The organism is Rhodococcus sp. HNM0569 (assembly GCF_012726205.1).
GTDB lineage: Bacteria > Actinomycetota > Actinomycetes > Mycobacteriales > Mycobacteriaceae > Rhodococcus_F.
The window spans coordinates 353,314-380,246 of the sequence record NZ_JAASAE010000003.1; the positions used below are offsets into that span (position 1 = coordinate 353,314).

Annotated in this window: 27 protein-coding genes; 19 read left to right on the forward strand and 8 right to left on the reverse strand. The window is 68.6% G+C overall.

The genetic code is table 11. The annotated features are described in order from the left end of the window. Position 1: 1 nt before the first annotated feature. A complete protein-coding gene (locus tag HCA44_RS06285) occupies positions 2–1,294 on the forward strand; it encodes an LLM class flavin-dependent oxidoreductase (protein WP_169647658.1) in 1,293 nt (430 codons plus the stop codon). Here HCA44_RS06285 and HCA44_RS06290 read toward each other — a convergent pair. Next, positions 1,282–1,728 carry a PaaI family thioesterase gene (locus tag HCA44_RS06290; RefSeq protein ID WP_346764600.1) on the reverse strand — a complete coding sequence of 149 codons (447 nt, stop codon included), beginning with the start codon at positions 1,726–1,728 and terminating at the stop codon, positions 1,282–1,284. The genes HCA44_RS06285 and HCA44_RS06290 overlap by 13 nt on opposite strands. A 78-nt stretch (positions 1,729–1,806) precedes the next feature. Here HCA44_RS06290 and HCA44_RS06295 point away from each other — a divergent pair, with 78 nt between their 5' ends. The 4 genes from HCA44_RS06295 to HCA44_RS06310 all read left to right on the forward strand — a co-directional run bounded on the left by HCA44_RS06295 (position 1,807) and on the right by HCA44_RS06310 (position 6,325). After that, on the forward strand, positions 1,807–2,385 hold the full coding sequence (locus HCA44_RS06295) for a TetR/AcrR family transcriptional regulator (RefSeq protein WP_169647659.1): 579 nt from the start codon (positions 1,807–1,809) through the stop codon (positions 2,383–2,385). Further along, complete coding sequence (locus HCA44_RS06300; RefSeq protein ID WP_169647660.1) at positions 2,382–3,125, forward strand: phosphohydrolase; 744 nt, start codon at positions 2,382–2,384, stop codon at positions 3,123–3,125. Before HCA44_RS06295 ends, HCA44_RS06300 begins: the two co-directional genes overlap by 4 nt. 9 nt (positions 3,126–3,134) lie before the next feature. Beyond that, the gene (locus HCA44_RS06305) at positions 3,135–3,758 is read left to right on the forward strand and encodes a TMEM175 family protein (RefSeq protein ID WP_169647661.1); all 624 of its coding nucleotides are present in this window, start codon (positions 3,135–3,137) and stop codon (positions 3,756–3,758) included. A 137-nt stretch (positions 3,759–3,895) separates the two neighbouring features. Next, on the forward strand, positions 3,896–6,325 hold the full coding sequence (locus HCA44_RS06310; protein WP_169647662.1) for an ATP-dependent Clp protease ATP-binding subunit: 2,430 nt from the start codon (positions 3,896–3,898) through the stop codon (positions 6,323–6,325). A 64-nt stretch (positions 6,326–6,389) separates the two neighbouring features. Here HCA44_RS06310 and HCA44_RS21160 read toward each other — a convergent pair whose 3' ends face one another. Together HCA44_RS21160 and HCA44_RS06315 are read right to left on the reverse strand one after the other, a co-directional pair. Next, a complete protein-coding gene (locus tag HCA44_RS21160) occupies positions 6,390–6,512 on the reverse strand; it encodes a hypothetical protein (RefSeq protein WP_277350761.1) in 123 nt (40 codons plus the stop codon). Between the two features lie 26 nt (positions 6,513–6,538). Next, entirely contained in the window at positions 6,539–7,618 is a 1,080-nt protein-coding gene (locus tag HCA44_RS06315; protein ID WP_346764601.1) for an acyl-CoA desaturase, read from the reverse strand. Positions 7,619–7,925: 307 nt separating this feature from the next. Here HCA44_RS06315 and HCA44_RS06320 point away from each other — a divergent pair, with 307 nt between their 5' ends. Then, positions 7,926–9,017 carry a 3-deoxy-7-phosphoheptulonate synthase gene (locus HCA44_RS06320; protein WP_169647663.1) on the forward strand — a complete coding sequence of 364 codons (1,092 nt, stop codon included), beginning with the start codon at positions 7,926–7,928 and terminating at the stop codon, positions 9,015–9,017. A gap of 9 nt (positions 9,018–9,026) precedes the next feature. Here the strand turns inward: HCA44_RS06320 and HCA44_RS06325 are convergent, their stop codons facing one another. Then, positions 9,027–9,674: an alpha-ketoglutarate-dependent dioxygenase AlkB gene (locus HCA44_RS06325; protein WP_169647664.1), complete on the reverse strand. Its 648-nt coding sequence runs from the start codon at positions 9,672–9,674 to the stop codon at positions 9,027–9,029. 168 nt (positions 9,675–9,842) lie between these two features. Then, positions 9,843–10,739: an ectoine hydroxylase gene (gene thpD, locus HCA44_RS06330; protein ID WP_169647665.1), complete on the reverse strand. Its 897-nt coding sequence runs from the start codon at positions 10,737–10,739 to the stop codon at positions 9,843–9,845. A gap of 393 nt (positions 10,740–11,132) precedes the next feature. On the opposite strand from thpD, the gene HCA44_RS06335 reads away from it, so the two are divergent. Continuing rightward, entirely contained in the window at positions 11,133–11,771 is a 639-nt protein-coding gene (locus HCA44_RS06335) for a LysE family translocator (protein WP_169647666.1), read from the forward strand. 9 nt (positions 11,772–11,780) lie between these two features. Here HCA44_RS06335 and HCA44_RS06340 read toward each other — a convergent pair whose 3' ends face one another. Together HCA44_RS06340 and HCA44_RS06345 are read right to left on the reverse strand one after the other, a co-directional pair. Then, entirely contained in the window at positions 11,781–12,791 is a 1,011-nt protein-coding gene (locus HCA44_RS06340; RefSeq protein ID WP_169647667.1) for an AraC family transcriptional regulator, read from the reverse strand. A gap of 2 nt (positions 12,792–12,793) precedes the next feature. Then, positions 12,794–13,972 carry a pyridoxal phosphate-dependent aminotransferase gene (locus tag HCA44_RS06345; RefSeq protein ID WP_169647668.1) on the reverse strand — a complete coding sequence of 393 codons (1,179 nt, stop codon included), beginning with the start codon at positions 13,970–13,972 and terminating at the stop codon, positions 12,794–12,796. Between the two features lie 175 nt (positions 13,973–14,147). On the opposite strand from HCA44_RS06345, the gene HCA44_RS06350 reads away from it, so the two are divergent. The 10 genes from HCA44_RS06350 (at position 14,148) to HCA44_RS06395 (ending at position 23,041) form a co-directional block, all read left to right on the forward strand. Continuing rightward, the gene (locus HCA44_RS06350; protein ID WP_169647669.1) at positions 14,148–14,744 is read left to right on the forward strand and encodes a DUF4178 domain-containing protein; all 597 of its coding nucleotides are present in this window, start codon (positions 14,148–14,150) and stop codon (positions 14,742–14,744) included. Beyond that, positions 14,741–15,259, forward strand: a complete 519-nt coding sequence (locus tag HCA44_RS06355; protein ID WP_169647670.1) for a DUF2617 family protein — start codon at positions 14,741–14,743, stop codon at positions 15,257–15,259. Before HCA44_RS06350 ends, HCA44_RS06355 begins: the two co-directional genes overlap by 4 nt. Positions 15,260–15,273: 14 nt before the next feature. Beyond that, positions 15,274–15,660: a DUF4247 domain-containing protein gene (locus tag HCA44_RS06360; RefSeq protein ID WP_346764602.1), complete on the forward strand. Its 387-nt coding sequence runs from the start codon at positions 15,274–15,276 to the stop codon at positions 15,658–15,660. Positions 15,661–15,725: 65 nt separating this feature from the next. Next, complete coding sequence (locus HCA44_RS06365) at positions 15,726–16,196, forward strand: DUF350 domain-containing protein (protein WP_169647672.1); 471 nt, start codon at positions 15,726–15,728, stop codon at positions 16,194–16,196. A 29-nt stretch (positions 16,197–16,225) separates the two neighbouring features. After that, positions 16,226–17,758, forward strand: a complete 1,533-nt coding sequence (locus HCA44_RS06370; RefSeq protein ID WP_169647798.1) for a polyamine aminopropyltransferase — start codon at positions 16,226–16,228, stop codon at positions 17,756–17,758. 153 nt (positions 17,759–17,911) lie between these two features. After that, on the forward strand, positions 17,912–18,988 hold the full coding sequence (locus HCA44_RS06375) for an ABC transporter substrate-binding protein (protein WP_169647673.1): 1,077 nt from the start codon (positions 17,912–17,914) through the stop codon (positions 18,986–18,988). Continuing rightward, positions 18,985–19,839 carry an ABC transporter ATP-binding protein gene (locus HCA44_RS06380; protein WP_169647674.1) on the forward strand — a complete coding sequence of 285 codons (855 nt, stop codon included), beginning with the start codon at positions 18,985–18,987 and terminating at the stop codon, positions 19,837–19,839. The genes HCA44_RS06375 and HCA44_RS06380 overlap by 4 nt, the downstream gene beginning before the upstream one ends. Then, positions 19,832–20,689: an ABC transporter permease gene (locus tag HCA44_RS06385; protein WP_169647675.1), complete on the forward strand. Its 858-nt coding sequence runs from the start codon at positions 19,832–19,834 to the stop codon at positions 20,687–20,689. Before HCA44_RS06380 ends, HCA44_RS06385 begins: the two co-directional genes overlap by 8 nt. A gap of 8 nt (positions 20,690–20,697) precedes the next feature. Then, on the forward strand, positions 20,698–22,044 hold the full coding sequence (locus tag HCA44_RS06390) for an LLM class flavin-dependent oxidoreductase (protein ID WP_169647676.1): 1,347 nt from the start codon (positions 20,698–20,700) through the stop codon (positions 22,042–22,044). 10 nt (positions 22,045–22,054) lie between these two features. After that, positions 22,055–23,041, forward strand: coding sequence for an LLM class F420-dependent oxidoreductase (locus tag HCA44_RS06395; RefSeq protein WP_169647677.1), 987 nt, complete (start codon positions 22,055–22,057; stop codon positions 23,039–23,041). An 18-nt stretch (positions 23,042–23,059) separates the two neighbouring features. Here the strand turns inward: HCA44_RS06395 and HCA44_RS20940 are convergent, their stop codons facing one another. Then, on the reverse strand, positions 23,060–23,689 hold the full coding sequence (locus tag HCA44_RS20940) for a TetR/AcrR family transcriptional regulator (protein WP_346764603.1): 630 nt from the start codon (positions 23,687–23,689) through the stop codon (positions 23,060–23,062). Between the two features lie 166 nt (positions 23,690–23,855). Here HCA44_RS20940 and HCA44_RS06405 point away from each other — a divergent pair, with 166 nt between their 5' ends. Both HCA44_RS06405 and HCA44_RS06410 read left to right on the forward strand, forming a co-directional pair. Then, complete coding sequence (locus HCA44_RS06405) at positions 23,856–25,643, forward strand: multicopper oxidase domain-containing protein (protein ID WP_169647679.1); 1,788 nt, start codon at positions 23,856–23,858, stop codon at positions 25,641–25,643. After that, on the forward strand, positions 25,640–26,926 hold the full coding sequence (locus HCA44_RS06410; RefSeq protein ID WP_169647680.1) for an oxygenase MpaB family protein: 1,287 nt from the start codon (positions 25,640–25,642) through the stop codon (positions 26,924–26,926). Before HCA44_RS06405 ends, HCA44_RS06410 begins: the two co-directional genes overlap by 4 nt. The last annotated feature ends 7 nt before the right edge of the window (positions 26,927–26,933 follow it).

Here is a 26,933-nt window from a genome sequence, read left to right on the forward strand (position 1 = left end):
CGTGACCGGTCGACAGGTGCATCTGAACGTCTTCCTCTTCGGCTGCGGGCACCACGGTGCCGCGTGGCGCCGTCCGGACTCGTCCGTCGAGCGGCTGGGCGACATCGCGTACTACGAACAGCTCGCGCGCACGGCCGAGCGTGGGCTGCTCGACGCGGTGTTCTTCGCCGACGGGCACAGCGTGCGTGACGTCGAGACGGGGTCGTGGTGGTTCCTCGAACCGATGACGGCGCTCGCCGCGATGGCTCGGGCCACCGAACACGTCGGGCTCGTCACGACCGTGTCGAGCACCTTCCACACCCCCTTCCACGCGGCGCGCATGCTCGCCTCGCTCGACCACATCAGCGGCGGACGCGTCGGCTGGAACCTCGTGACGTCGATGTTCGACGACGAAGCGCGCAACCACGGCATGGCCGCCATGCCGGCGCACGCCGAGCGCTATGCGCGCGCCGCCGAGTTCGCAGAGGTCGCACTGGCGCTGTGGGATTCGTGGGACGAGGACGCGTTGGTCCTCGACCGCGGTGGGGCGTACGCGAATCCTGCGCGGGTGCGGCGCATCGACCACGAGGGAGCACACTTCCGCGTCGACGGACCGCTCACCGTGCCGAGATCGCCGCAGGGCCGGCCGGTGTTGTTCCAGGCAGGCGCCTCGGAACCGGGCCGTGACCTCGCCGCGCAGTACGCGGAGGGCATCTACGCCGTCGCCTACGACAAGGACGCCGGTCGCGCCTACCGCGCGGACGTGCGGCGGCGTGCCGGTGCGCTCGGCCGTGATCCGGACGCGCTCACGGTCATGCCGGGCCTGGTCACCTACGTCGGGTCGACGGAGGCCGAGGCACGGCGTCGCAAAGCGGAACTCGACGCGCTGCTGCCGACCTCGCAGTCGCTCGCGCAGCTGTCGATGTTCACCGGGCAGGATTGTTCGGGCTGGGAGCTCGACGCGCCGGTGCCGCCGTTGCCGCCCGCACGTGAGGTTGCGGTGCCGCAGGGCCGGTACGAGACCGTCCTGCGGATCGTCGAACGCGAGAAGCCCACGGTGCGGTCGTTGCTGGGCACGCTGGCGGCGGGTGGTGGGCACGCGACGATGATCGGAACGCCGGAGTCGATCGCCGACGAGATGATCGCGTGGGTCGACTCCGGCGCCGCGGACGGATTCAACCTGATGCCGCCGAGTCTTCCCGACGATCTCGAGGTCTTCGTCGAGCACGTCGTCCCGGAACTGCAGCGTCGCGGACGCTTCCGCCGCGACTACGACGACGAGACCTTGCGCGAGAGACTCTCTCAGCCCACCTGATACGTCCCGAGAGCCTTCGCGAGGAGCTTGCCGCTGGTGGCACCCTCGAGGTCGACGGAACACACGCTCAGGCGCCGGCCTTGCCGCACACGCTGCGCACGGACGACGACGTCCTCCTCGAACGCCGGGTCGAGGAATTCGACCGACAGCGACACCGTGACGCCGCGCAGCGTGGCCGGCACCCGAGGCCCCGCCCAGGCGGCGGTCATGATTCCGATGTCGATGCATGCCGCGAGTGCACCGCCGTGGACCATCGTGCCGACGGTGGTGTGCTCGGGCGAGTAGGGCATGCGCAGTACGGCGTGGTCGTCGCCGATCTCGCTGAGCGTGATGCCGAGTCGGTCGACGAACGGCGAGTGGGGCAGGAAGGCGCGCATGGCGTCCGAGCCGGACGCGGGAGTCGCATCCAGTGGTTCGTCGAGTGTGTCGGGCACGGGTCCTCCGGATCTTCGGACAGTCTGGTCCGTTTTCGTAGTGAGACTACGAAAACGGAATGTGATTATGATTAGAGCATGAGTCTCGACATTCCGAAAGACCGGCGACGTCGTCGGACCCGCGCCGCAGTGCTCGACGCGGCCGCCGACCTGTTCGCACGTGACGGATACCGTGCCACCTCGGTCGAGGTGCTCGCCCAGCGCGCCGACGTCGCCCTCAGCTCGGTGTATTCGAACTTTCCCGGAGGCAAGGCCGACGTGTACGCGGCGCTCGCGTGCCGCACCGCCGACGACCACGCCGACGGCATGCGCGGTGCAGTGGAAGGGAAGTCGGGCGCGGATCGTGCGGCCGCCGCCTTCGACGCGTACGTTCGGTTCCACCACGACAATCCGCTCGCGTTCCGCCTCCTCGGGCTCGCGGACGTCGACGGGTCGGATCCCACGGACGCCCTGCGCGACGCGCGCGAGCGCATCAACCGGGTGCTGCGATCGGTGGCCGCCGACATGGCCGATCCTGCGGATCGCGGTGCCACCGAGGGCGTCTATCTGGGTTGGGCCGCCGTCAACGGAATTCTGGCGCTGCGGACGCGGGGGCTGGTCGACGAGTCGTCGGCCGAGCGACTGCTCGCGCGAGCGCGAACGGAACTCGTGCGGTGAAGGTCGGCGAACTGTCCAGGGCCCAACGGCTGTCCGTCGCCGGCTCCGCCGCGGCTCTCCAGATCGTGGGTCTGCCAGGCCTGATACGTCGTGGCGGCGGGAGGCCGTCGTCGGACACACCGCTCACGCCTGCGCCACGCTCGCGGCTGGCGCGCGCGGCGCTCGAGGAGGCGAGGGGCGTCCTTGCGCCCGCGATCCTCGCGCACAGTCTCCGGTGCTGGCAGTGGGCGGCCGCCTTCGCCGACATCGACTCGCGGTGTCCGGATGCGGAGAGTCTGTACGTCGCATGCCTGCTCCACGATGTGGCGCTCGGCGCCGAGGCCCACCCGCGCGTCGGCTGTTTCGCGGCGCTCGGCGCGGCGCACGCCGGGCAGTTCCTCCGCGGGCTCGACGAGGGTGCGCGCATCGGTGTCGTCGGCGAGGCCATCTCGCGGCACATGGATCCGCGCACGCCGACCGCGAGCGACGAGGCGGCACTGCTGCATGACGCGGCTCATCTCGACGTCGCGGGTACGCGCTTCGGCGACGTTCCCGCCGGCGTCGTCGAGGCGACGCTCGCGCGGTATCCGCGGCGGGGTTTCGCGGCGGAATTCGCCGAGCGTATGCGTCACGAGCGGTCGGTGCGGCCACGCTCGTCGGCGGCGGTGCTGTGGCGGGCGGGCATGATCGTGCCGCTGCGCGTCAACCCGCTCGACCGATTTCCGAATCCTCGCGATACCCGCCGTCGAGTGGTGCGATGATCGGCAGTCATGGCGGATGCCGTCGAGCGGGACCGGTCCTTCGACCGCTATCTCACCTTTCTCGACGCGATCGTGGCGATCGCGATCACGTTGCTCGTGCTGCCGTTGGTCGATCTCGCGTCGAACCACGACGGGTCGACCCGTGAGTTGCTCGGCGACCATCTCGGCGAGATGGGGGCGTTCGCGCTCAGCTTCGTCGTCATCTTCCGGTTCTGGTGGGGGCAGCATCATGTCGTGCGCGACGTGGTGGCCGACGATCCGCTGACCAATCGGGCGCTGTTCGCGTGGGTCGCGACGATCGTCTTCCTGCCGTTCCCGTCGGCGCTGATCGCGACGAACTCCGACGAGGCCGCGACTCGGGCCCTCTACATCGGGACGATGACGGCCAGTGCGGCCGCGCTCACCGTCGTCGCGTGGGCGGCGTCGCGGAACTCGCAACTCACGGCGGGGCGACCGGGCCCGGACGTCGGCAGCACGGCGGCGCTCACGTTCCTGATGGCCGTCGCGCTCGTCCTGAGCGTCGCGATCCCGCCGCTGTCCTATTACCCGCTACTGCTGCTTTTCCTGACCGGCCCGGTGCGGGCCCTGCTCGCGCGGTGGGCGCCGTGGGGGCCGTTCCGTCGCTCGGCGTGACGAGCCTCACGGCGCGTGAATACTCAGCCTACCTGCGGTGTTGAGGGAAATCGTGGTCCCCGGATTCATTCGGGAATTGATCGAACCCCGAGCACGTTAGTTGAGTCAGACCTACTCAACTTCTAGGAGGCTTCGGAATGCCAGCATTCTTCGGGCCCGAGGGCCCCGGCCGTATCGACATCAGCCGGCTCATGAGCCGCGGAACGCAGGACCTCATGGCCGCTGCCGCGCGGTTCGCCGCAGGCCGCGGCGACTCGGACCTCGATGCGCTGCACGTTCTCCACGTCATGGCGGAGCAGGAACCGGTACGGAACCTGATGCAGCGCGCTGGGGCCGACCCGGCCGCGGTCGCCGATGCGACCGAATCGCGTCTGCCGCGCAGCAGCGGTCAGGCGACCGGTTTCGCCGCCGCGCCCGCTCTCAGCTCCGGACTCAAGTCCGCGCTGCTCGAGGCGCATCAGCTCGCTCGCGCGCTCGGCGCGACCTACATCGACCCCGAGCATCTGTTCGTGGCTCTCGCCGCCGAGCAGGAGAACCCGGTGGGACGCCTGCTCGCCGAGCAGGGCCTGACCCCGGAGACGCTGCAGACGGCGGTGCAGGGCGGAACCGCCGAGCCCGCGTCGACCAGCGAAACCCCGACGCTCGACAAGTACGGCGTCGACCTCACCGAACGCGCACGTAACGGCGAGATCGACCCCGTGATCGGCCGTGCGCTCGAGATCGAGCAGACGGTCGAGATCCTGTCGCGTCGCACCAAGAACAACCCGGTGCTCATCGGTGAGGCGGGCGTCGGCAAGACCGCCGTCGTCGAAGGCCTCGCACAACGCATCGTCGACGAAGACGTTCCCGAACGCCTCGTCGGCAAGCGCCTCGTGCAGCTCGAGATGTCGGCGATGGTGTCGGGTACGCGCTATCGCGGCGACTTCGAGGAAAGGCTCACCAAGCTCGTCGACGAGATCACCGCGCACAAGGGCGAACTGATCGTCTTCATCGACGAGATGCACACGATCGCTGGTGCAGGCGCGGGTGCGGACGGTGCGATGGATGCCGGAAACATCCTCAAGCCCAAGCTGGCTCGCGGCGACCTGCACATCGTGGGTGCCACGACCCTCGACGAGTACCGCAAGTACATCGAGAAGGACTCGGCCCTCGAACGCCGGTTCCAGCCCGTCATGGTCGACGAACCGTCGACCGAGGACGCGATCGCGATCCTCACCGGGCTGCGCGGCCGCTACGAGGAGCACCACGGTGTGCGCTACACCGACGACGCGCTCGTCGCGGCCGTCGACCTGTCGGCGCGCTACATCGGCGACCGGTTCCTGCCGGACAAGGCGATCGACCTGATCGACCAGGCGGGTGCCCGGCTGTCGCTGCGCTCGCCGAAGGTGGATGCGGACGCGCTGAAGTCCCAGCTCGAGCAGCTCGAGAAGGACAAGGAGCAGGCCGTCGCGGACGAGGCGTACGAGAAGGCGTCGGAGCTGCGTGACCGCATCTCCAAGCTGCAGAGCCGCCTCGACGGCAAGCCCGACACGTCGTCGGAGGAGACTCCCGAGGTCACGACCGAGATGATCGCCGAGATCGTCTCCCGTGCCACGGGGGTGCCCGCGAGCCAGATGACCCAGGAGGAGAAGGCGCGGCTGCGCACGCTCGAGGAAGAGCTGCATCGTCGCGTGATCGGTCAGGACGACGCGGTGCGTGCGATCGCACGTGCAGTGCGCCGGTCGCGGGTCGGCATGAGCGATCCGGACCGCCCGATCGGCAGCTTCCTGTTCCTCGGCCCGACCGGCGTCGGCAAGACCGAGCTCGCGAAGGCTCTGGCCGCGGCGCTGTTCGGCGACGAGAACAAGATGGTGCGCTTCGACATGAGTGAGTTCGGCGAACGGCACACGGTGTCGCGGCTCGTCGGTGCCCCTCCGGGTTATGTCGGCTACGACGAGGCCGGTCAGCTCACCGAACAGGTGCGGCGCAATCCGTACTCGGTGATCCTGCTCGACGAGATCGAGAAGGCGCACCCGGACGTGTTCAACACGCTCCTGCAGGTTCTCGACGACGGTCGGCTCACCGACGGTCAGGGACGCACGGTCGACTTCAAGAACACCGTGTTGATCATGACCAGCAACCTCGGCTCGGACATCATCTCGAGCAAGGGTGGCGCGATCGGTTTCGCGACCGGCGACGAAGCTGCGAACGAGCGGCCGCTGCGCGATCGAGTGATGGCGCGGCTGCGCGAATCGATGCGGCCCGAGTTCCTCAACCGCATCGACGAGATCGTGATGTTCCGCAAGCTCGACACCGACCAGCTGCACCGCATCACCGACCTCATGCTCGAGGACAGCCGTAAGCGGCTCGGCGACAAGGGCATCGACATCACGTTCAGTGATGCTGCGGTGGACTGGATCGCCGAGCACGGTCACCAGCCGGAGTTCGGTGCGCGTCCGCTGCGCCGGTCCATCCAGCGGGTGGTCGACGACCGTATCGCGGACATGCTGCTCGACGACCTGATCGTCGAGGGCGGTCGGATCACCGTCGACGTCGACGGTGACGAGCTCGACCTCGAGGTCGCGTAACAGCCGAAAGCGGTGCCCCGGATCGTTCGCGATCCGGGGCACCGCCGTTTTCAGGGCACTGTCGTCAGGTGTTGTCGGAGAACAACCCGGTGTAGACGGGAGGCGTGCGCACCGAGTCGTCGTGTTCCGCGTCCGAGGACACGGGTTCGTCGACCTGAGACGAGCTGAACTCGGGGTTCTGTTCCATGACAGTCCTTACTCGACAAGGGTGGGTCACGCTCGGTACGCGGTACGGAGCGGACAGACGAATGGGTCGCGATGACCGATTCCGACGTGGTTCAGGTAGCGGACCACGATCCCGTAGGACGTTATCAGTGAAGTCTGTGTGTACGGAACGCCGTGTCGCGCGCAGTGCGCGCGGACGAACGGCTGTGCGCGTGCGAGATGGGCGCGGGGCATGCTCGGGAACAGATGGTGTTCGACCTGATAGTTGAGGCCGCCCATCATGAAGTCGGTGACGGGCCCGCCGTCGATGTTCCGGGACACCACCACCTGCCTGCTGAGATAGTCGCCGAGCTCGCCCTTTTCCACTACCGGCATCCCTTTGTGGTTCGGCGCGAACGCGCCACCGAGCAGCACGCCGAACACGGCGAGGTGGACGACGACGAAGGCCACCGCGAGGAGCGGGGGCATCAGTACGAACGGCAGTACGAATCCGATCGTCAATCGTGCTGTGACGAGCGCGAACTCGGTGTAACGGTGCGCGAGTCCCTTTCCCGTGGTGAGCGTCTGCAGGCTCGCGACGTGCAGTGCTGCGCCTTCGAGCGTGAGCAGGGGGAAGAACAACCAGCCCTGTAGACGAGTGAAGAGCCGGTACAGGCCGGACCGTGCGCGTGCGTCGCCGCCCTCCCATGCGATCGGACCGCCTTCGATGTCCGGGTCGTATCCCGACTGGTTCGGCGCGCGATGGTGCTTGCTGTGTTTGCCCTGCCACCACGTGTACGACAACCCGGCGAATCCGCCCGCGAGGATGCGGGCGGACCACAGGTTCCAGCGCGCCGACTCGAAGATCTGTCGGTGTGCCGCATCATGGCCCAGGAAACCGAACTGCGCACTCACGACCGCGAGTACGACGGCGAGGCCGAGTTGCAGCCACGAGTCGCCGAGCAATGCCGACGCCACCCACACGGCGAAGAACGCGCCGATCGTGCCGACGATGCGGATCCAGTAGAAGGTGTATGCCCGCTCGAGCAGCCCGGCGGCGCGTACTTCGGCGAGTAGGTCGGAGTAGTTGCTCGTGTATCGGCGTGCTGCACTGGTTGGCGCGATGATGATTCCCCACAGACGGACCACGGGCGACTCGAACGAAGCGGCAATCGATCGACGACGCCACACGACGAGAGCGCCGGTGCGCGGCGCCGGTCGTCGTAGGTCCCACGACGCTACACGTCGGAGGCGGTTCCGGGGCCGGTCGACTCGCGGCGCCGCTCGTGTACAGTGGCGGACGTGTCAGCGACCTATTTCTGGTTTAGCAGGCCGGCCCCGGGTGGGTCGGTCGGCGTAACCACGCGCTGACAATCCACCCCGAGCCGGAAAGAGACCGGCTCGCTGGGATTGCGAAATTCTCCTTTCGGGTCGGCCTGGAAAAGGAACCCGAATCATGACCAGCAGCATCGATGTGTCGCGGGCGAGCCAGCGTCTCGACGAGCAGCGCACTGTCTCGATCAGCCCGCTCACACCGCCTTCCGTCGTGCGCGCCGAGTACGAGCCGGACGACGTCGCCTCGGCGACGGTCCGCGCAGGGCGCGCGGCGACGGTCGACATCCTCGACGGAGTCGACGACCGTCTCATGGTCGTCGTCGGCCCGTGTTCGGTGCACGACCCCGTCGCCGCCGTCGACTACGCGCGTCGCCTCGCCGCGAAGGCCGACGATCTTCGTGACGACCTTCTCGTCGTGATGCGCGTGTACTTCGAGAAGCCGCGCACCGCCCTCGGATGGAAGGGCCTGCTCAACGATCCGCACCTCGACGGCACGTTCGACATCAACAACGGTCTGCGCCTCGGACGCAAACTGCTGCTCGACATCTCGGGTCTCGGCTTGCCCACCGCATGCGAGTTCCTCGATCCCACGATCCCGCAGTACATCGCGGACCTCGTGACATACGGCGCGATCGGCGCGCGCACCGCCGCGAGCCAGGTGCACCGCCAGCTGTGCAGCGCGCTGTCGATGCCGGTGGGCATCAAGAACTCGACCGAGGGTGACGTGCAGGTCGCGGTGGACGGCTCGCGCGCCGCAGCCGCGAGCCACGTCTTCCCGGGCACCGATCTCGACGGCAAGGCCGCGCTCATCCGCACCGCGGGCAATCCCGACTGCCACGTGATCCTGCGCGGCGGCACCGACGGCCCGAACTACGACGCGCAGACCGTCGCCGACACGCTGGCCAGGCTCGGCAAGGCCGGACTTCCCGAGCGAGTGGTGGTGGACGCGAGCCACGGCAACAGCCGCAAGGACCACAACAAGCAGGTCGACGTCGTCACCGACATCGCCGTCCGGCTCGAGAACGGCGAACGCGGAGTGGTCGGGTTGATGCTCGAGAGCTTCCTCGAAGCGGGGCGCCAGGAGCTGACCCTCGGCGAGACGGACACGCTGACCTACGGGCAGTCGATCACCGACGCGTGCCTCGACTGGGCGACCACCGAGGCGCAGCTCGACCGGCTGGCCGAGGCGGTCCGCGCACGGCGCGCGCGCTGACGGCCGCGGTCAGCGCACGCCGTGGGTGCGGAACTGCACGCTGATGCGCGGGCCGCACGGCTTCGTGCTCTTCGGAATGCAGTGCTCCCACGTGCGCTGACATGAGCCGCCCATGACGATGAGGTCGCCGTGCCCGAGCGCGAACCGCGACGTCTCGCCGCCGCCGCGTGGCCGCAACAGCAGCGGCCGCGCGCTGCCGAGCGACAGGATCGCGACCATCGTGTCCTCGGTGCGGCTGCGGCCGGTGTCGTCGCCGTGCCAGGCGACGCTGTCGGCCCCGTCGCGGTAGAAGCACAGGCCCGCTGTGACGAAGTCCTCGCCGAGTTCGGTGCGGTAGTGGGAGCTGAGCGCGTCCCGCGCGTCGTCGAGCAGCGGGTCGGGCAGTGGCGCGTGTTCGCCGTAGAACCGGACGAGGCGCGGCACGTCGACCACGCGGTCGTACATGCGTCTGCGTTCGGTGCGCCACGGCACCACGTCCACGAGGGTGTCGAACAGGATGTCCGAGCCGGTCAGCCAGCCGGGCAGGACGTCGACCCACGCGCCGCGCGAGAGAACCGTGCGACGCGCGTGTGCGACCGGCCCGAATCGGACACCCTGACTCGCGTCGTCGAACAACGACGGCTGGAGGGCGGCGTGGTGTCGTGCCGGTGCGGTCATGCCGGTAGACTACCCGATTGTTCGAACATGTGTTCGTCAAAGGTCGAAACTTGCCTGGTGAAGCTGCCTGGTGACGGCACACGGAAGCGCCCGCGACGAGATCGCGGGCGCTTCCGTGATGCGTCGAGCCCACGCAGCGGAACCGCTGCGTACTCGAGAGGTGCAGACTCAGCGCAACGGCGTGAAGTCGTGGCTGCCGAGGTAGTCCGGCCGCGGCGACGGCGCCGAGAACGGTTCGTCGAGAGTGTTCTCGACGCTGTTGAACACGATGAACAGGTTGGAGCGCGAGAACGGCGTGATGTTGCCGTTCGAGCCGTGAATCGCGTTCGAATCGAACAGCGTGGCGGAACCGGCCGGGCCCGTCATGATGTCGATCCCGTACTTGTTGGCCATACGCGTGAGCGTGTCCCGGTCGGGGGAGCCGGTGGGCGGCACGAGCGTGGTCAGCGACTGCTTGTAGTAGTCCTCGGGCGTCCTGCCCGCGCACGAGACCCACTCCTTGTGCGAGCCCGGCATGATCATGAGACCGCCGTTGTAGCCGTAGTTCTCGGTCAGCGCGATGGAAATGCTGGCCGCACGCGGCGCCGGCATGCCGTCCTCGGCGTGCCACGTCTCGAAATCCGAGTGCCAGTAGAACTGGCCGCCGCTGAAGCCCGGCTTGTAGTTGAGTCGCGACTGGTGGATGTACACGTCCGACCCGAGGATCTGGCGGGCCATGCCGAGAATCTCGGGCCGCCGGACGATCTCGTCGACCACCGGGCTGAGCCGGTGCACGTCGAACACGGAACGAACTGCGCCGTTACCGTTTTCGCGCACCACGCGCTCGTCGTGCCGGAGTTCTTCGGCACTCGCCAATCGAGTCATCTCGTCGACCAGCCGGAACACGTCCTGAGCCGGAACAATGGACTCCGTCGTGTGGAATCCGCGACGCTCGTACTCGAGCACCTCGTCCTTGCGGAGAGGGCCCTGCCGGGCGTCACCCCAGACCACCGGATCCTTTCGGACGGCGATGCTGCATTCTTCACGATCCCGCGTGGGGTACTTGTCGGCGACTGCCGTGCGCATATCTCGTGCTTCACCCTTTCGGACTCGACAACGGTTACATCCTCCGACGTTCCCACTGGTCGTCCCCGAATGCAACCGATCCGGCGAAGTCGAAATCGGCCCGTGTCGCGCCGCGTGCAGGCGTGCGAATCGGCCGTGCGGCGCCCGGAGGCGATGGCAGCGGGAGGTCCTGGCGCGACCGTATCGCACGGGCGCGTCGCGGTGGGGTGGTCCACCGATGTGCAGGCACGGCCGACGGTCCAGCCGCGCGCGACTGGACAGTTCACCCGGGCCAGCCGCGCGCGACTGGACAGTTCCCCCGGGCCAGCCGCGCGCGACTGGACAGTTCACCCGGGCCAGCCGCGCGCGACTGGACCGCGACACCTCGGGGGGGCGCCCCGGCACGGTGGCAGCATGATCGACTCTTCCGCGGCGCTCGCGATGGCGCTCCTCTCGCTCGGCATGGTGCTCACGCCGGGTCCGAACATGCTGTACCTGTTGTCCCGCACGGTCTCTCAGGGAACCCGTGCGGGCCTCGTCTCGCTCGGTGGCGTCGCGGCAGGGTTCGCGTGCTACCTCGTGGCGGCGACGGCGGGATCGAGCGCGCTGTTCGCAGCCGTCCCCGTCGCCTACGACCTGCTGCGCGTCGCCGGCGTGTGCTATCTGGCGTGGCTGGCATGGAAGACTGTGCGCGGCACCGTCGACCCGGTGAACGACGGGGCGGTGGAAGAGCATTCGCGCACGCGGCTGTTCGCATCGGGCCTCGTCACCAACCTGCTCAACCCGAAGATCGCGTTGATGTACCTGGCGGTGATCCCACAGTTCGTCGACACGGCGGGCGCGGTGTGGGCGCAGAGCCTTGCGCTCGGCTCGGTCCAGATCGGCGTCGCACTCGTGGGCAATGCCTCGATCGTGTTCGCCGCCGGAACGGTCGCGCGAGCATTACGGGCGCGACCGGCATGGCAGCGGCTGCAGCGCCGGCTCACCGCCACTGCACTCGGCACGGCGGCGGTGTTCCTGGCGTCGGACCGCACGAGGCCCGGGGCCGCCTGAGCGAGTGTGTCAGCGATACGAACTGGGTGTCGTGCCGGTCCAGCGCTTGAACGCGCGGCGGAAGGCGCTCGGTTCGGAGAAGCCGAGCCGTCGCGACAGCACCTCGACGCTCTCGCCGCGCCCCAGTGCGGCAGTCGCGGTGTCGCGCAACACCTCCTCGCGGATCTGGTTGAGCGACGTGCCGTCCTGACGCAGGAGCCGCCGCAGGTGCGGCACGCTGATCGACAGCGTCTCCGCGATCTCCTCCGCGGTGGACGTACGGCCCTTGACTCCGTGCTCGAGCACGCGTCGTACCTGTGCCGCAGCGGTGCTGTCGTAGTCGCGCTCGGAGAGCAGTTGTGTCGGCGAGCGTCGCAGATACTCCTCGAGAGTGTCCTCGGTCTGGATGATGGGTGCCCGCAGGATCACGCTGTCGAATTCGAGTGCCGGATACTTGCAGCCGAATGTGACCGGGGCGCCGAAGATGTGGTCGTAGTTGCTCGCCAACTGCGGAACAGGCTGCGGAAAAGGAAGTTCCACCGCGTGCAGCTGGACACGACGACCGATCAGCCACGCGGCGAAACGGTGCAGCAGGATCAGCAGGAAGTCGGTGATGACGCGGGTTGCCTCGAGCGCGTCCTCGGACTCGTCGACCGGATCCATCACGATGGTGATGCGCGTGGTGCGTTCCTTCGGCTCCACCTGCAACATCGGAAGCGCGGGTAGCGCGCGCATCACGTCGGACATGCGGACGAGTGCCGAACGCAGGTCGGGGGAGTGGATGAGGGTCAGGCACACCACGCGGAAGGTGCCGCGCCGCACCGGTGCCGAGGCGAGGCCGAACAGTTCGTCGTCGGTGACGGCCCACACGTTCTGCGTGAACGCGGTCACCTGGGCCGGGGTGAGCCGGGTCAGCGGGTCGGCCAGCTGTGCGTCCGTGATGCCTGCCGCGTGGGCCGCGTCGTCGAGATCGACCCCGCGGCGGCGTGACAACGCAAGCGCGCGACGCACGAAGTCGGCCGGGATGATGCGCTCGGTCACGGTCAGGCTCCCCGCAGCGCCTTCAGTCGCCGCGCCGCATCGGCGAGGACGTCGTCACGCTTGCAGAATGCGAAGCGCACCATGTGGTTCCATCGACCCGGGTGGTCGGTGAACGCGGCGAGCGGCACCGCGGCGACGCCGACACGTTCGGGCAGCGACCGGCAGAAGGCGTCGCCGTCGTCTTCCCCGAGCGGACCGATGTCGGCGCAGAGGAAGTACGTGCCGCCGCCGGACATGACGCGCAGTCCCGCGTCGGAGAGCGCGCCGTGCAGGATGTCGCGCTTGCGGGCGAGGTCGTCGCGCAGCGCCGCGACCCACGGCATCTCGTGTCGCAACGCGTGCGCGACGGCCGGCTGCAACGCCGAGCCCGCCGTGAACGACATGAACTGCTTGGCCGCGCGCACTCCCGCCACGAGCTCTGCGGGCCCGCAGGCCCACCCGATCTTCCAGCCGGTGACGCTGAACGTCTTGCCCGCGCTCGAGACCGTGACGGTGCGCTCGCGCATGCCGGGCAACTGGGCGAGCGGAACGTGGGGGCGGTCGAAGGTGAGGTGTTCGTACACCTCGTCGCTGAGCACGATCAGGTCGTGTTCGACGGCGATCTCGGCGATCGCGCGCAACTCGTCGTCGGTGTAGACCGCGCCGGTCGGATTGTGCGGCGTGTTCACTACGAGCATCGCAGTCCGGTCGGTGACCGCCGCACGGAGCGAATCGACGTCGAGCGCGAAGCCGTCGCCGTCGGTGACCATCGTGGCCGTGCGCCGCGTCGCGCCTGCCATCGCGACAGCCGCCGCGTACGAGTCGTAGTACGGCTCGATCAGCACGACTTCGCTGCCGGGCTCGACGAGGCCGACGATCGCGGCGGCGATCGCCTCGGTGGCACCGACCGTCACGAGGACCTCGTCGTCGGGATCCGACTCGATGCCGTACCGCAGTGCCCGATCGGCAGCGATCGCCTCGCGCAGTTCCGGGACACCCGGCCCGGGTGCGTACTGGTTCCGGCCGTCGTGGATCGCGTGGCATGCGGCGTCGAGCAGAGACGCGGGACCGTCCGTGTCGGGGAAGCCCTGCCCCAGGTTGATCGCGCCCGTCCGCGTCGCGAGCGCCGTCATCTCGGCGAAGATCGTGGACGTGAACGGCCGCAGCCGCGTGACCGTGCGGGAGGACGGCGATTCGGACATAAGTGCAGGGTAGTCGGCCTCCGGCGGTGCAGGGCCGTCGGTGCGCCTGCGGTGGACGACCGGGTGGTTTCCGCTGGGCAGCGCGTTACCAGTACTGTCGGCGTCCGGGGTGGGGACGTGCGGCCCATCCGACGCGCCCGGCGCGGGCGTGTGACGCGGAGGCGAGGGGACACGGATGACCGTTCTGACAATCGTGATCGTGCTGGTCGTGGTGATCGGCGTCGTCGTATTCGTGCTCGCCCGCAGCCGCGGGTCGAACCCGGCGCCCGCACCGCGCCGGGACCCGCTCGCCGACTATCCCGAGGCCTACGACCCGTACAAGATCGGCGTCGGCGACATCATCACGTACGCGGGCATCGATCACGTCGTGCGCGGCACCATCACGCTGAACGAAGACGGCTACGTGTGGCACGAGCACCTGCTCGACGGCTCGACCGGCAAGCGGTGGCTCACGGTCGAGAACGACGAGGGTGATCTCGACATGACGCTGTGGATGCGTCGCGAGGGCACCGGGCTCGAGCCGGAGGGAGACGTCGTGCTCGACGACCGCGTGTACCGCCGGATCGAACGCGGCACCGCGCAGTTCACCGCCGAAGGCACCACGGGCACCGCGCCGTCCGGCACGGTCGACTACGCGGACTACGAGACGAGCGACAAGACCGGACTGCTCGCGTTCGAGCGGTGGGCCCGCACGCAGTCGTGGGAGGTGTCGACCGGCCGCACGGTCCTACGGGGCGAGCTGTCGGTGATCCATTCGGGCCCGCCGCAGTGACTCTGCGCCGGCTCGAGATCGAGCCGCGCGACGTCGCGGCGAGTGCGCTCGGCCTCGTTCTCGGAAACTCCACGGCCACACCGCTCGTCGAGACGACAGTGGCCGATCGAGCGGGCCGCGCCGTGGTGCTCGGTGTGCTCGGAGCTTCGCACGTCGTCCGTGTGCACGGCGAGGGCGGCGGATCGGGTGCGCCTGTGCTCGTCGAAGAGGTGTCGTGCGACGCGCTCGCGCGGGGCGGCGAACCGCTTCCGCGCACGAAGGCCGCCGGTGCCTACCGCTTCACGTCGCAGATCCGGTCGGTCGAACCGGACGCATTCGCCGAGACCGCAGCCGAACTCCGGGCGAGGGCCACGGACGACGCCTGGGTGTGCGGCGCCTTCCCCGGCGACGACGCGCTCACCGCGCTCACCGCCACGATCGCAGCGGACGGCGAACTCCGCTGGCAGACGTGGCACCTGTATCCGCAACCGACAGGAGGGGACATCGTGACGACGCACAGCAGGTGGGCACCGTGAAGCGGGTGTGCGCGGTGAGCGCACTGGCGCTCGTCGCGCTCCTCGCCACCGCGTGCGGCAGTCAGGTGCGCGGCTACATCGACGACACCTACACCCTCACGAACACCTCCGGCGACACCGCCACCTACTCGTCGCGCGACCCGATCGGCACCACCGTGGCCTCCATCGTCGGTAAGAAGGCGCCCGCCGCACGCAAGGCCGACGGCGGCAACGAATACCTGCGCTACGACGACGACATCGTGACCGTCAGTGCTGCCGCGGGCGGCGGCAGCACGATCCGCGTCGAGGACATCGACGGCAATTACCGCAGTGGCGGTTTCGCCTACCTCGGCCCGGGCTTCACGCCCGGGTCACCTGCGGGCGGCTCCGCGGGCAGCGGCGGCAGCGGAAGCGCGAAGTAGCCCGGGAGAGCCGACACACCCGATACGAAATCAGGGCCCCACCGATACGACATTCAGGAGAACACGTGAACACGACCGTGCTGGCCGCGGCAACCGAACTCGGGCGAGTCGACATCGGCGAGGTCGCCGGGGGAGTCCTCGGCACGCTCGCGTACTTCGTCGTCGGGCTCCTCGTCCTCAGCGGCGGCTTCCTGGTACTCGACGTCCTGACGCCGGGCAATCTGCGCCACCAGGTGTACGTCGACAAGAACCCCAATGCCGCGATCATCCTGGGCGCCAACCATCTCGCGCTCGCGATCGTCGTCGTCACCGCGATCTGGACCAGTTCCGACGGGTTCGCACAGGGCCTCGTGGATTCCGCGGTCTACGGCCTGGTCGGGGTCATCCTGCAGGCCATCGCGCTCGCCGGGATGAATCTGGTCCTGCCCGGTCGGCTCGTCGAGCTCGTAGGCGAGACGAAGATGTGCGGCGCCGCGTGGGCCGTCGGCACCACGCTCGTGGCGATCGGCCTCGTCAACGCCGCAGCGCTGTCTTGACGGTCGCTCTGCCCGAACGGGCCGCCGCCATGGCGGGCCCGCTCTCGTCGCGCGCACGCGCCGTGCTGCTCGCGGCCGTCGCGGCGTGCGCGGCGTGCGGCCTGATCTACGAGCTCGCGCTGCTCACGCTGTCGGCGAGCCTCGTCGGCGGCGGCATCACGCAGACGTCGATGATCGTCGCGGGCTACGTCGCGGCGCTCGGTGTGGGCGCGCTCGTCGCGAAACCGTTCCTCACGCACGCGGCGGTCACTTTCGTCGTCGTCGAGATCCTGCTCGGGCTGATCGGCGGCTTCAGCGCCGCCGCGCTGTACGTGTCGTTCACCTTCCTCGGTTCCGCGACGGCGCTGCTCGTCGCGGGTACGGCGCTGATCGGTCTGCTCGTCGGCGCCGAGGTGCCACTGCTGATGACACTGCTGCAGACGGGCAGGCGAGACGACGCGGCGTCGTCGGGCAAGATCCTCGCGAATCTCAACGCGGCCGACTATGCGGGTGCCCTCGTCGGCGGTCTGCTGTGGCCGTTCGTGCTGTTGCCGCTCACCGGCATGATCCGCGGGGCTGCCGTCACCGGCATCGTCAACCTGGCTGCCGCGGCGGTCGTCGCGCTGATCCTGTTGCGCGGCACCCTCGGCGTCAAGATCCGGGTCGTCGCACTGCTCGCGCTCACCGTCGCCGCGTGCCTGATCCTCGCGTTGCTCGTCCGTTCGTCCGAGATCGAGACCACCTCGCGACAACGGCTGTACACGGACCCGATCGTGGCGGCTCAGCGTTCGCAGTACCAGGAGATCGTGGTGACCCGCCGAGGCGACGACACCCGGCTGTTCCTCGACGGCGACCTCCAGTTCTCGAGCGTCGACGAACATCGCTACACCGAATCCCTTGTGTACCCGGTGCTGTCACGGGATCCTCAGCGTGTGCTCGTGCTCGGTGGCGGCGACGGTCTCGCGGCCCGTGAGCTGCTGCGCACCGATGTGCGCGAGATCGTGCAGGTCGAGCTCGATCCCGCCGTGATCGGCCTTGCGAACACCACGCTGGCTCCGCTCAATGGTGGTGCACTGGAGGATCCGCGCGTGCACGTCGTGATCGACGACGCGTTCCAATGGCTGCGTGGACAAGCGGGGCCCGGATTCGACGCCGTCGTGGTCGACCTGCCCGATCCCGACACCCCGGCGCTGGGCCGGCTGTACTCCACCGAGTTCTACGGGCTCGCGTCGTCGGTGCTGGCCCCGAACGGGCAGATGGTCGTGCAGGCAGGCAGCCCGTACTCGACACCGAATGCGTTCTGGCGCACCGTGTCGTCGGTGCGATCGGTGGGGCTCGCCGTCACCCCCTACCACGTGTACGTGCCCAGCTTCGGTGACTGGGGGTTCGTGCTCGCCGACGCGAGCGACCAGCCGCCGGCTCTCGAGATTCCCCGCGGCGCACCCGAACTGCGCTTCCTCGACGAGACGACGCTCGCTACCGCAGGTGCGTTCCCGCGTGACCGGCCGCCGCTCGAGTTGGAGCCGTCGACACTCGACCACCCGCGCATCGTCGACGACATGCGTGGTGGATACCAGCGGTGAGGTCCCCCGTCTCGCGATAAAAATCGTGCTGTCTCGAACTGTTTCGAGTGTGCTGCGCCGGCCGTAGCGTCAGCGCGGTCGCACGGCAATCCCGTCGTGCGGTCGCACTGTCCGGCCGCTGTAGTTGCCGGCCTCCGCACCGAAAGCAGACCGATGATCCGAACGCGTCTCGTCCGAACCCTGGCAGCAGCCACCGCGCTGCTCTCCGTCACCGGCCTGACCGCGGCGTGTTCGGGTGCCGGTCAGGCCGAGAAGACCGCCGACGGGCGCACCGTCCTTCGCTACGAGGGTACTTCGAGCCAGGTCGTGTACCCGGAGCTCGCCGCGGACCTCGGCTATTTCGACAAGGTGTCGCTCGAGTGGATCGGCGACCAGACGAGCGGACCGCAGAGCATCCAGAACGCCGCGACCGGCGAAACCGAGTTCGGTGGTGCGTTCAACGGCGCGATCACCAAGCTCGCGGCGGGCGGCGCCCCCATCACGTCGGTCGTCGGCTACTACGGATCCGACGCCGAGACGTTCAACGGCTACTACGTGCTCGACGGCAGCCCGATCAGATCGGCGCGCGACCTGATCGGCAAGAAGGTCGGGATGAACACGCTCGGCGCGCACCACGAGTTCGTCGTCCGCGAATGGCTTGCGCGAGAGGGGCTCACGCCGGACGAGATCGCGCAGGTCGAGCTGATCGTCGTGCCGCCCGTCAACACCGAACAGGCGCTGCGTCAGGGACAGATCGACGTGGGCACCCTCGGATCGGTCTTCCGTGACAGCGCGCTCGAGCGCGGCGGGCTCCGTCCGCTGTTCACCGACGAATCACTGTTCGGGGCGTTCACCTACGGGGACATCGTGTTCCGGGACGACTTCATCGAACGCAATCGCGACGCGGTGGCCGACTTCGTGCAGGGCACGGCGCGAGCGATTCGTTGGGCGCAGACGCAGCCGCGCGACGTCGTGATCGACCGCTATCGCACGATCATCACCGAACGTGGCCGCAACGAGAACATCGACCTCGTCGGCTACTGGAAGAGCAGCAGCGTCGCGCAACCCGGGGGTGCGATCAGCGACGAGGAGTTCAGCCTCTGGATCGACTGGTTGGTGCGCAACGGCGAGCTCGAGGCGGGCGCGCTGACGCCGCAAGACCTCTACACCAACGAATTCAACCCGTACGCGAACGGGACGTACGCGCCCGACGCAGGCCCCGACGGCGAGCCGGGGGAGGAGAACCGATGACACTCGCACTCGATCGTCCCAAACTCGAAATCCAGTCCGTCACGAAACAGTTCGCGAGCCGCGAAGGGGCACCGTTCACCGCGGTCGACGGAATCGACCTGTCGGTGCGCGAGGGCGAGTTCCTCGTGCTCGTCGGCCCCAGCGGGTGCGGCAAGTCGACACTGCTCGACCTCCTCGGCGGGCTCAGCACACCGACGTCGGGGCGGATCCTGCTCGACGGCGCACCCGTCGACGGCCCGGGGCTCGACCGTGGCATCGTCTTCCAGCAGTACGCTCTGCTGCCGTGGCGCAGTGCGCGGCGCAACATCGAGTTCGGTCTCGAGGCGAAGGGCGTTCCGCGCGGCGAGCGCCGGGTAATCGCCGACGAGTACCTCGAACTGGTCGGCCTGCACGGTTTCGGCGACCACTACCCGCACGAGCTGTCCGGCGGCATGAAGCAGCGCGTCGCGATCGCGCGCAGCCTCGCATACGACCCGGAAGTGCTGCTCATGGACGAGCCGTTCGCCGCTCTCGATGCGCAGACCCGCGAATCGTTGCAGGACGAGTTGCTACGGATCCGGAAGGCGACCGGCAAAACGATCGTGTTCATCACCCACAGCATCGACGAGGCGGTCTATCTCGGAGAACGAGTCGCCGTGCTCAGCGCGCGGCCCGGTCGGATCAAGACCTTCGTCGACGTCGACATCGACCGTGGGCACGACGACGTGCGGTCGAGTGAACAGTTCCGCGAACACCGGCACCGCATCTGGACCCTGCTGCACGGTGAAGTCGAACGCTCCGAGCAAGCCGAGCGTCGCGACGGCGATCCGACCGTCGGCCTTCCAGCGAAAGAGGTGCTCTCCCATGGCTAGTGTGCTCACCACCGAACGTCCCGCAACGCGCACGTCGTCACCTGCCGAGCACGCACCGGCGCCGCCGCGCACTTCGGCCCGCACCCGGGCGAGGTTGTGGCGCATCGCGAAACCGGTACTGCCGATCCTCGCACTGCTCGGACTGTGGGAGATCGCGCCGCGTGCCGGTCTCGTCGACGAGGTCTTCCTGCCACCCTTTTCGACAGTCGTCGACGCGCTCGTCACGCTCGCCGGCAACGGCCAGCTGTGGTCGAACGCATCGGCGAGCCTCACGCGCGCGCTCGTCGGGTTCGCGATCGCCGTCGTGGTCGCGATCCCGCTGGGCATCGCGCTCGCGTGGTACCGCCCGGTGTCGGACTTCCTGAACCCGATCCTCGAGCTGTTCCGCAACACCGCGGCGCTCGCATTGCTGCCGGTGTTCGTACTGATCCTGGGCATCGGCGAGCAGTCCAAGATCGCGCTCGTGATCTACGCGTGCACATTCCCCATCCTGCTCAACACGATCTCCGGGGTGCGTACCGTCGACCCGCTGCTGATCAAGTCCGCGGCGTCGCTGGGGCTCTCGCCGCTGCGACTGTTCCAGAAGGTCGTACTGCCTGCGGCGGCGCCGACGATCTTCACCGGCGTTCGGATGGCCGCGGCCGCGTCGATCCTCGTGCTGATCGCCGCCGAGATGACCGGCGCCAAGGCCGGCCTCGGCTACCTCATCACCGCATCGCAACTGAACTTCCAGATACCGAACATGTACGCCGGCATCGTCACGATCGCCGTCCTGGGCACCGCGCTCAACTTCGTGCTCGTCGCGGTCGAACGACGTCTGTCGCGCTGGCGCAGCACAGAACAGGGGTGACACACACCATGGTCGACACACCGAAGCAACTTCACCTCAACGCCTTTCTCATGGGGGTCGGACACCATGAGGCAGCGTGGCGCCATCCGCGCACCGACGCCGCACGCGTCCATTCCGCGGCGCACTTCCAGGAACTCGGCCGCATCGCCGAGCGGGGCCGTCTCGACTCCGTCTTCTTCGCCGACGGGCTCGCGGTGGGTCCGCGCATCAAGCACAACGCACAGGCGGTGTTCGAGCCGGTGACTCTGCTGTCGGCGATCGCCGCCGCCACCGAGCACGTGGGCCTGATCGCCACCGCGTCGACCACCTACAGCGACCCGTACTCGCTCGCCCGCAAGTTCACCTCGCTCGACCACATCAGCGGTGGCCGTGCCGGCTGGAACATCGTGACATCGGCGGGTGCCGACGAGGCCGCCAACTTCGGTCTCGCCGACCGTCCGCTGCACCGCGACCGCTACGCCCGAGCGCAGGAGTTCCTCGAAGTGGCCCTCGCGTTGTGGGATTCGTGGGAGGAAGGCGCACTGACACTCGACGTGGAGTCCGGTGTCTACGCCGACCCCAACCGCGTGCACACGCTCGAGCACGAGTCCGAGCACTTCCGGGTGCGCGGTCCGCTCAACTCGCCGCGCTCGCCGCAGGGTCGGCCGCTGTTGGTGCAGGCCGGGTCGTCCGAAGACGGCAAGGAGTTCGCGGCGCGCTACGCCGAGGCCGTCTTCACTGCACAGCGCACCCTGGATCAGGGACGGGCGTTCTACCGTGATCTCAAGGGCAGGCTCGGCCGCTACGGTCGCGCCGAGCACGAACTGAAGGTGCTTCCGGGCATCGTGCCGTTCATCGCGGACACCGAGGCGGAGGCGAAGGAACTCGAGCAGTCGTTCACCGACCTGATCTCACCGGAGTACTCACTGCGGCAGTTGTCCACGATGCTCGGCGTCGACCTCACGGCGCACGCGCTCGACGCCCCGCTGCCGCCTTTGCCGCCGCTCGACGCGATCGAGGGCAACAAGAGCCGCTACGCACTCGTGAAGGATCTCGCGTCGTCCGAGTCGCTCACGGTGCGCCAGTTGATCGGCAAGCTCGGCGGCGGACGCGGCCACCGGACGTTCGCGGGCACGCCCGAGCAGGTGGCCGACGAGCTGACCACGTGGTTCGCCGAAGGAGCGGCCGACGGTTTCAACATCATGCCGCCCTATCTGCCGGGCGGGCTCGACGACTTCGTCGACCGCGTCGTGCCGATCCTGCAGGATCGCGGGCTGTTCCGGCGCGAGTACACCGCCTCGACGCTGCGCGGTCACTACGGACTCGACGACGTCGGGAACCGCTTCGCGCAGGGCACCGCGCACCGCGCGGGGTAGGTTCGTGTACATGCGATTCGGACTGTTCATCCCGCAAGGCTGGCGACTCGATCTGGTCGGTGTCGCCCCCGAGGACCAGTGGCGCACCATGAAGCAGCTCGCGCTGCATGCCGACACCCATCGGTGGGATTCGCTGTGGGTGTACGACCACTTCCACACCGTGCCCGCGCCCACCGAGGAGGCCACGCATGAGGCGTGGACGCTGATGTCCGCGTTCGCGGCGGTCACCGACAGCGTGCGCCTCGGGCAGATGTGCACAGCGATGAGCTACCGCAACCCGGCCTATCTCGCGAAGGTCGCTTCGACGGTCGATCTGGTGTCGGGCGGGCGTGTCGAGATGGGCATCGGCGGCGGCTGGTACGAGCACGAGTGGCGGGCGTACGGGTACGGCTTCCCGTCGGCGAAGGTGCGCCTCGGCAGGCTCGACGAGGGCGTGCAGATCATGAAGCAGGCGTGGACCACCGGCTCGGCGACGTTGGACGGCGAGTACTACCAGGTGGACGGCGCGATCGTGCGGCCGCTGCCGTTGCAGGACGGCGGCATCCCGCTGTGGATCGCCGGCGGCGGCGAGAAGGTGACGTTGAAGATCGCGGCGAAGTACGCGAACTACACGAACTTCGACGGCACGCCCGAGGCGTTCGCGCACAAGTCGGAGGTGCTGCGCGAGCACTGCGCACAGGTCGGGACGGACTTCGACCGCATCGTGCGTTCGGCGAACTACAACGTCGCGATCGGCACCACCGAGCGCGAGGTCGAGCAGCGGTTGCAGGATCTCGTGGCGCGACAGGTGCCGTATGTCGGCGAGGAGGCCGCGCAGGCCCAACTCGCCGCCTATCGCGGGCTGCCGGGCGTCGGGACTCCCGAGCAGATCGCCGAGAACCTGCTGGCGCTGAAGGAGCAGGGCTTGGGGTACGGCATCTTCTACTTCCCCGAGGCTGCGTACGACACGTCGGGCATCGAACTGTTCGAGAGCAAGGTCATGCCCGTCGTGCGGTGAGACGCGCGCAGGCCGATGTCAGCGCCGCGACAGGATCTCGATGACCTGCTGGATCTCGGCGACCGTCGGGCTCGGGAGACTGTCGCGCCCGTACACGAATCCGATGCCCGCGTAGACGAGCGCGCCCGCGCGTAGCCGGGCCTGCTCGTCGTCGAAGCCGAGTTCGCCGAAGGCCTTCTCGACGACCGCCATGATGCGCTGGTCGAGCGCACGGATCGAGTCGGCGACCGTGGGATCTGTGCGGGCCCAGTCGCGCACGGCGGCCTCGGCCGACCAGGCGCGGTCGTCGACGAGCATCGTCGCCATGCGGGCGAGCCGTTCGCGAGCCGGCAGATCCTCGAGGCTGGTGAGGCCGCGTGCGGCGTCGTTGTCCTGCGACGTGTAGCGCGTCGCGATGGCCTTCATGAGGTCGTCGATGTCCGAGAAGTGCCAGTAGAAACTGCCTTTCGTGACACCGAGGTCGTCGCACAGCCGCGAGATCTTGACGGCGCCGACCCCTTCGGTCACGAGGAGGGTCAGGCCTGCCTCGGTCCAGTCGTCGAAAGTGAGGCGCTGGCGGCCCTTGTCGCCGGCCTGCTTGCTGCCGGCCGATCTGCCGCTGGGCGATCTGCCGTTGGCCGATCTGTCGTTCGCCGGTCGCTGCACCACGGCATTGTCTCCTCGCGTCGGCTGTGCGTCCACCCCCGTGAGTGAAACAGGCGTGCGGGGACTCGTGAAGTGCGCACAGCGGTTGACCACACCATACCGTATGGTATTGTGGCGTGCGTCACGCACCCACGGTGCTCCGGCCTGCCGGCAGGGGGAGTTTCGGTCCATGCGAAAGTTCAGTCGCAGAACACTTCTCGCGGGTCTGGCCGCGGGTTCGGGGGCAGGTCTGCTACTCGGAGGCCGCGCCTTCGCCGACGGTCCCGACGTCTCGCGGCCACTGCTGTTCCACTCGCCGCCTCTCGAACCGTTCGTCGACGAGCTTCCCCGCCTGCCGCGGCTCGACGGCACCGCGCACACCCTCGACGCAACCAGCACCACGCACCGGTTCCACCGCGATCTCGCCCCCGGCGCGGCACTCGCGTACGGCGGTTGCTCCTATCTGGGGCCGGTCGTCACCGCGCAACGTGGTGTCCCCACCACCGTCGAGTACCGCAACCGCATCACCGCCCACCCGTTCGCGGCCGACGTCGACACGTCGCTGCACGGGCTCTCCGAGCGTGACCGCACCGACGTGCCCACGTCGATGCACCTGCACGGTGGCGTCACGCCACCCGAATTCGACGGTCACCCGCAACAGATCTCGCGGCCGGGCCAGGGTATGACCTACCGGTTCCCGAACCGGCAGGACGCCACGATGCTGTGGTACCACGACCACGCGATGGCGATGACGCGCCTGAACGCCCACGCAGGCCTGGCCGGCGTGTACGTGCTCCGCGACGAGTTCGACACCGGCGAGGCGGCCAATCCGCTCGGCCTGCCGAGCGGCGAGTTCGAACTCGAACTGGTGTTGCAGGAGAAGATCGTGAACTCCGACGGCTCGCAGAGCATCCGTTCCACGCCCATCGTGCCGCAAGGCCGGTGGGAGGGCGGCGCGGTGGGCGACGTCGGCGTCGTCAACGGCAAGATCTGGCCGTACACGCGTGTCGCGCGTGGCCTCTACCGGTTGCGCATCCTCAACGCGGCATCGTTCAGCGTGTGGGACCTGCACTTCTCGAACCACATGCGGTTCTGGGTCGTCGGCATGGAGGGCGGTCTGCTCGACGCACCCGCGCCCACCACCCGGGTGCGGCTCTCGCCGGGCGAACGCGTCGACGTGCTGGTCGATTTCGGCGAACTCGCACCGGGGGAAAGCGTCGAGCTGCGCAACAGTGAGCCTGCCGCGCCGCAGGCCGCGCAGATCGGCGCCGTGCACATGCCGGTGTTTCTGCGCTTCGACGTCGACAGCGGCCGGGGGCACACCGGCGGCGTGCCGCACGCGCTGCGCAGCGGGCCCGGTCTGCCGCCCGCTGTCGGGCCGGTTCCGCGAGCCGACCACGTGCGCACTGTGTCGCTGAGTCAACCGAGTGACGTGCGGCTGCCCCCGTCGATCATGTCGCTCAACAACCTCACGTTCGCGAGCGATGACATCGAGATGCCCCGGCAGGGCACGGTCGAACAGTGGAACATCGTCAACGCGACGCCCGACCCGCACCCGATTCACCTGCACCTGGTGCACTTCCGCGTGGTCGAACGGCATGCGATCGACACGCTGGCGATGTGTGCGCGCCAGCCGCAGCCGCCGCTGGGCATCAAGTGGACACCCGACCCCGACCCGTACGTCGTCGATGTGCCGCACGGGCCCGAAGCGTGGGAGACGGGCTTCAAGGACACCGTCATCTGCGATCCGAACTCGGTTACGCGCATCGTCGCGTACTTCCCGACGGCCGACGAGCTCGGGTTCGACCCGGACGCGACGTTCCGTGGCCCTGACGCCGATGGCCACGACGGGCACGACCCGCACCACGAACACGGCGCCGACGAGAGTCCCGGCGAACTACAGGGATTCGTGTGGCACTGCCACATTCTCGATCACGAGGACCACGACATGATGCTGAAGTATCGGACGGTGACATGACAAGCAGCGACACGACCGACCGACTCGACTCCACCGGCCCGGTCGAGCGGTGCCCGAGCGCCTTTCCGTACTGGCAGGCGAGTAGGTCGCCGCGCGTGCGGCGGTTGCGCCGTGCGGTTCGCGCGCTCACGGGATTCGATCTCCTCCCCAGCGACGAACAGGCCCGCGCCTTGTGCAACGACCTGTACAGCGGCGATCCGACGGCGGAGCGCTTCGTCGACGAGGTGTATCACGGTGGACCGGGCGCCGAACGCGGCCGCGAGATGCTCGAACTGGCACTCACGGGCGGTATCGACGCCGTGCCCGACGCCCCCGAGGCGATGCGGGCGCTGTTCGCCGAATTCGACACCGTGCCGGACTGGGTGCGACCCGAACTCGTCGAGGAAGGCGCGGCCGTCTGGCGACGCTGGGGCACGATGCTGTTCAGCTTCGCCGGTGCGGAGACACTCGAAATCTACACGGAATCGGCTGTCGCGACGCCGTTGTCGCTCGCCGGCGGCTACGCGGGCGACAACGCGCTGCGCCGGTTCCTCGAAACGTGCCGGTTCTGGATGGACGTGTCCGAGCCGGGTGCCCTGCTGACGCCGGGCTCGCGTGGTCGGGCGACCGCACTCAAGGTCCGCGTGATGCACGTGTCGGTGCGGGCCCGCGTCGCCGGCCACGCCGAGTGGGACAGCGCCAAGTGGGGGCTGCCGATCAGCCAGACGTACATGCTGCTCACCCTCATCGCAGGCAGTGTCACGCCCGGCATCGGGCTGTGGACGCTCGGGTACCACACGACGCCCCGGGAGATCCGCGCGCTGATCCACTTCCAGAAGTACATGGGATATCTACTGGGCGTGCGTATGTCGTGGTACCCCGAGACCATCGGCGACAGCGTGCGCGCGCTCATGACCACGGTCGTGTCGCGCTCGCACGACTCGGGCGAGTACGGCAAGGAGCTCATCGAGTCGTACCCGAAGGCGTTCGCGCCGCGCGACGGACACCGCGGACTCACGCGGTTGCGCGAGGCCTACAACTACCGCATCAACTCGGTGTACTCCGCGATGTTCATGGCACCCGGCACCCGACGCAAGTACTCGATGCCCACGGTCCTGCCGTGGATGGTGATCCCGATCGTGCGCTTCCCCCTCGTCACGGCGGTGGAACTCGCGCGCCGGTTCGTTCCCGGCGTCGCGCGCGTGCACGAGAAGATCATGGTTGCGCATCGCGAGAACTGGTACAGGGCCCAGATGCAGGGCCGCGAAGCACAATTCGACGCCAGCGGCGCACTCCGTCGCTGACCACACG

What these genes read in the sequence shown, in the direction of transcription:
- HCA44_RS06295 (WP_169647659.1), top strand. Translation starts at nt 1,807, where the DNA reads ATGAGTCTCGACATTCCGAAAGACCGGCGACGTCGTCGGACCCGCGCC.
- HCA44_RS06305 (WP_169647661.1), top strand. Translation starts at nt 3,135, where the DNA reads ATGGCGGATGCCGTCGAGCGGGACCGGTCCTTCGACCGCTATCTCACC.
- HCA44_RS06310 (WP_169647662.1), top strand. Translation starts at nt 3,896, where the DNA reads ATGCCAGCATTCTTCGGGCCCGAGGGCCCCGGCCGTATCGACATCAGC.
- HCA44_RS21160 (WP_277350761.1), bottom strand. Translation starts at nt 6,512, where the DNA reads ATGGAACAGAACCCCGAGTTCAGCTCGTCTCAGGTCGACGAACCCGTG.
- HCA44_RS06320 (WP_169647663.1), top strand. Translation starts at nt 7,926, where the DNA reads ATGACCAGCAGCATCGATGTGTCGCGGGCGAGCCAGCGTCTCGACGAG.
- HCA44_RS06325 (WP_169647664.1), bottom strand. Translation starts at nt 9,674, where the DNA reads ATGACCGCACCGGCACGACACCACGCCGCCCTCCAGCCGTCGTTGTTC.
- thpD (WP_169647665.1), bottom strand. Translation starts at nt 10,739, where the DNA reads ATGCGCACGGCAGTCGCCGACAAGTACCCCACGCGGGATCGTGAAGAA.
- HCA44_RS06335 (WP_169647666.1), top strand. Translation starts at nt 11,133, where the DNA reads ATGATCGACTCTTCCGCGGCGCTCGCGATGGCGCTCCTCTCGCTCGGC.
- HCA44_RS06345 (WP_169647668.1), bottom strand. Translation starts at nt 13,972, where the DNA reads ATGTCCGAATCGCCGTCCTCCCGCACGGTCACGCGGCTGCGGCCGTTC.
- HCA44_RS06350 (WP_169647669.1), top strand. Translation starts at nt 14,148, where the DNA reads ATGACCGTTCTGACAATCGTGATCGTGCTGGTCGTGGTGATCGGCGTC.
- HCA44_RS06370 (WP_169647798.1), top strand. Translation starts at nt 16,226, where the DNA reads ATGGCGGGCCCGCTCTCGTCGCGCGCACGCGCCGTGCTGCTCGCGGCC.
- HCA44_RS06375 (WP_169647673.1), top strand. Translation starts at nt 17,912, where the DNA reads ATGATCCGAACGCGTCTCGTCCGAACCCTGGCAGCAGCCACCGCGCTG.
- HCA44_RS06380 (WP_169647674.1), top strand. Translation starts at nt 18,985, where the DNA reads ATGACACTCGCACTCGATCGTCCCAAACTCGAAATCCAGTCCGTCACG.
- HCA44_RS06385 (WP_169647675.1), top strand. Translation starts at nt 19,832, where the DNA reads ATGGCTAGTGTGCTCACCACCGAACGTCCCGCAACGCGCACGTCGTCA.
- HCA44_RS06390 (WP_169647676.1), top strand. Translation starts at nt 20,698, where the DNA reads ATGGTCGACACACCGAAGCAACTTCACCTCAACGCCTTTCTCATGGGG.
- HCA44_RS06395 (WP_169647677.1), top strand. Translation starts at nt 22,055, where the DNA reads ATGCGATTCGGACTGTTCATCCCGCAAGGCTGGCGACTCGATCTGGTC.
- HCA44_RS06405 (WP_169647679.1), top strand. Translation starts at nt 23,856, where the DNA reads ATGCGAAAGTTCAGTCGCAGAACACTTCTCGCGGGTCTGGCCGCGGGT.
- HCA44_RS06410 (WP_169647680.1), top strand. Translation starts at nt 25,640, where the DNA reads ATGACAAGCAGCGACACGACCGACCGACTCGACTCCACCGGCCCGGTC.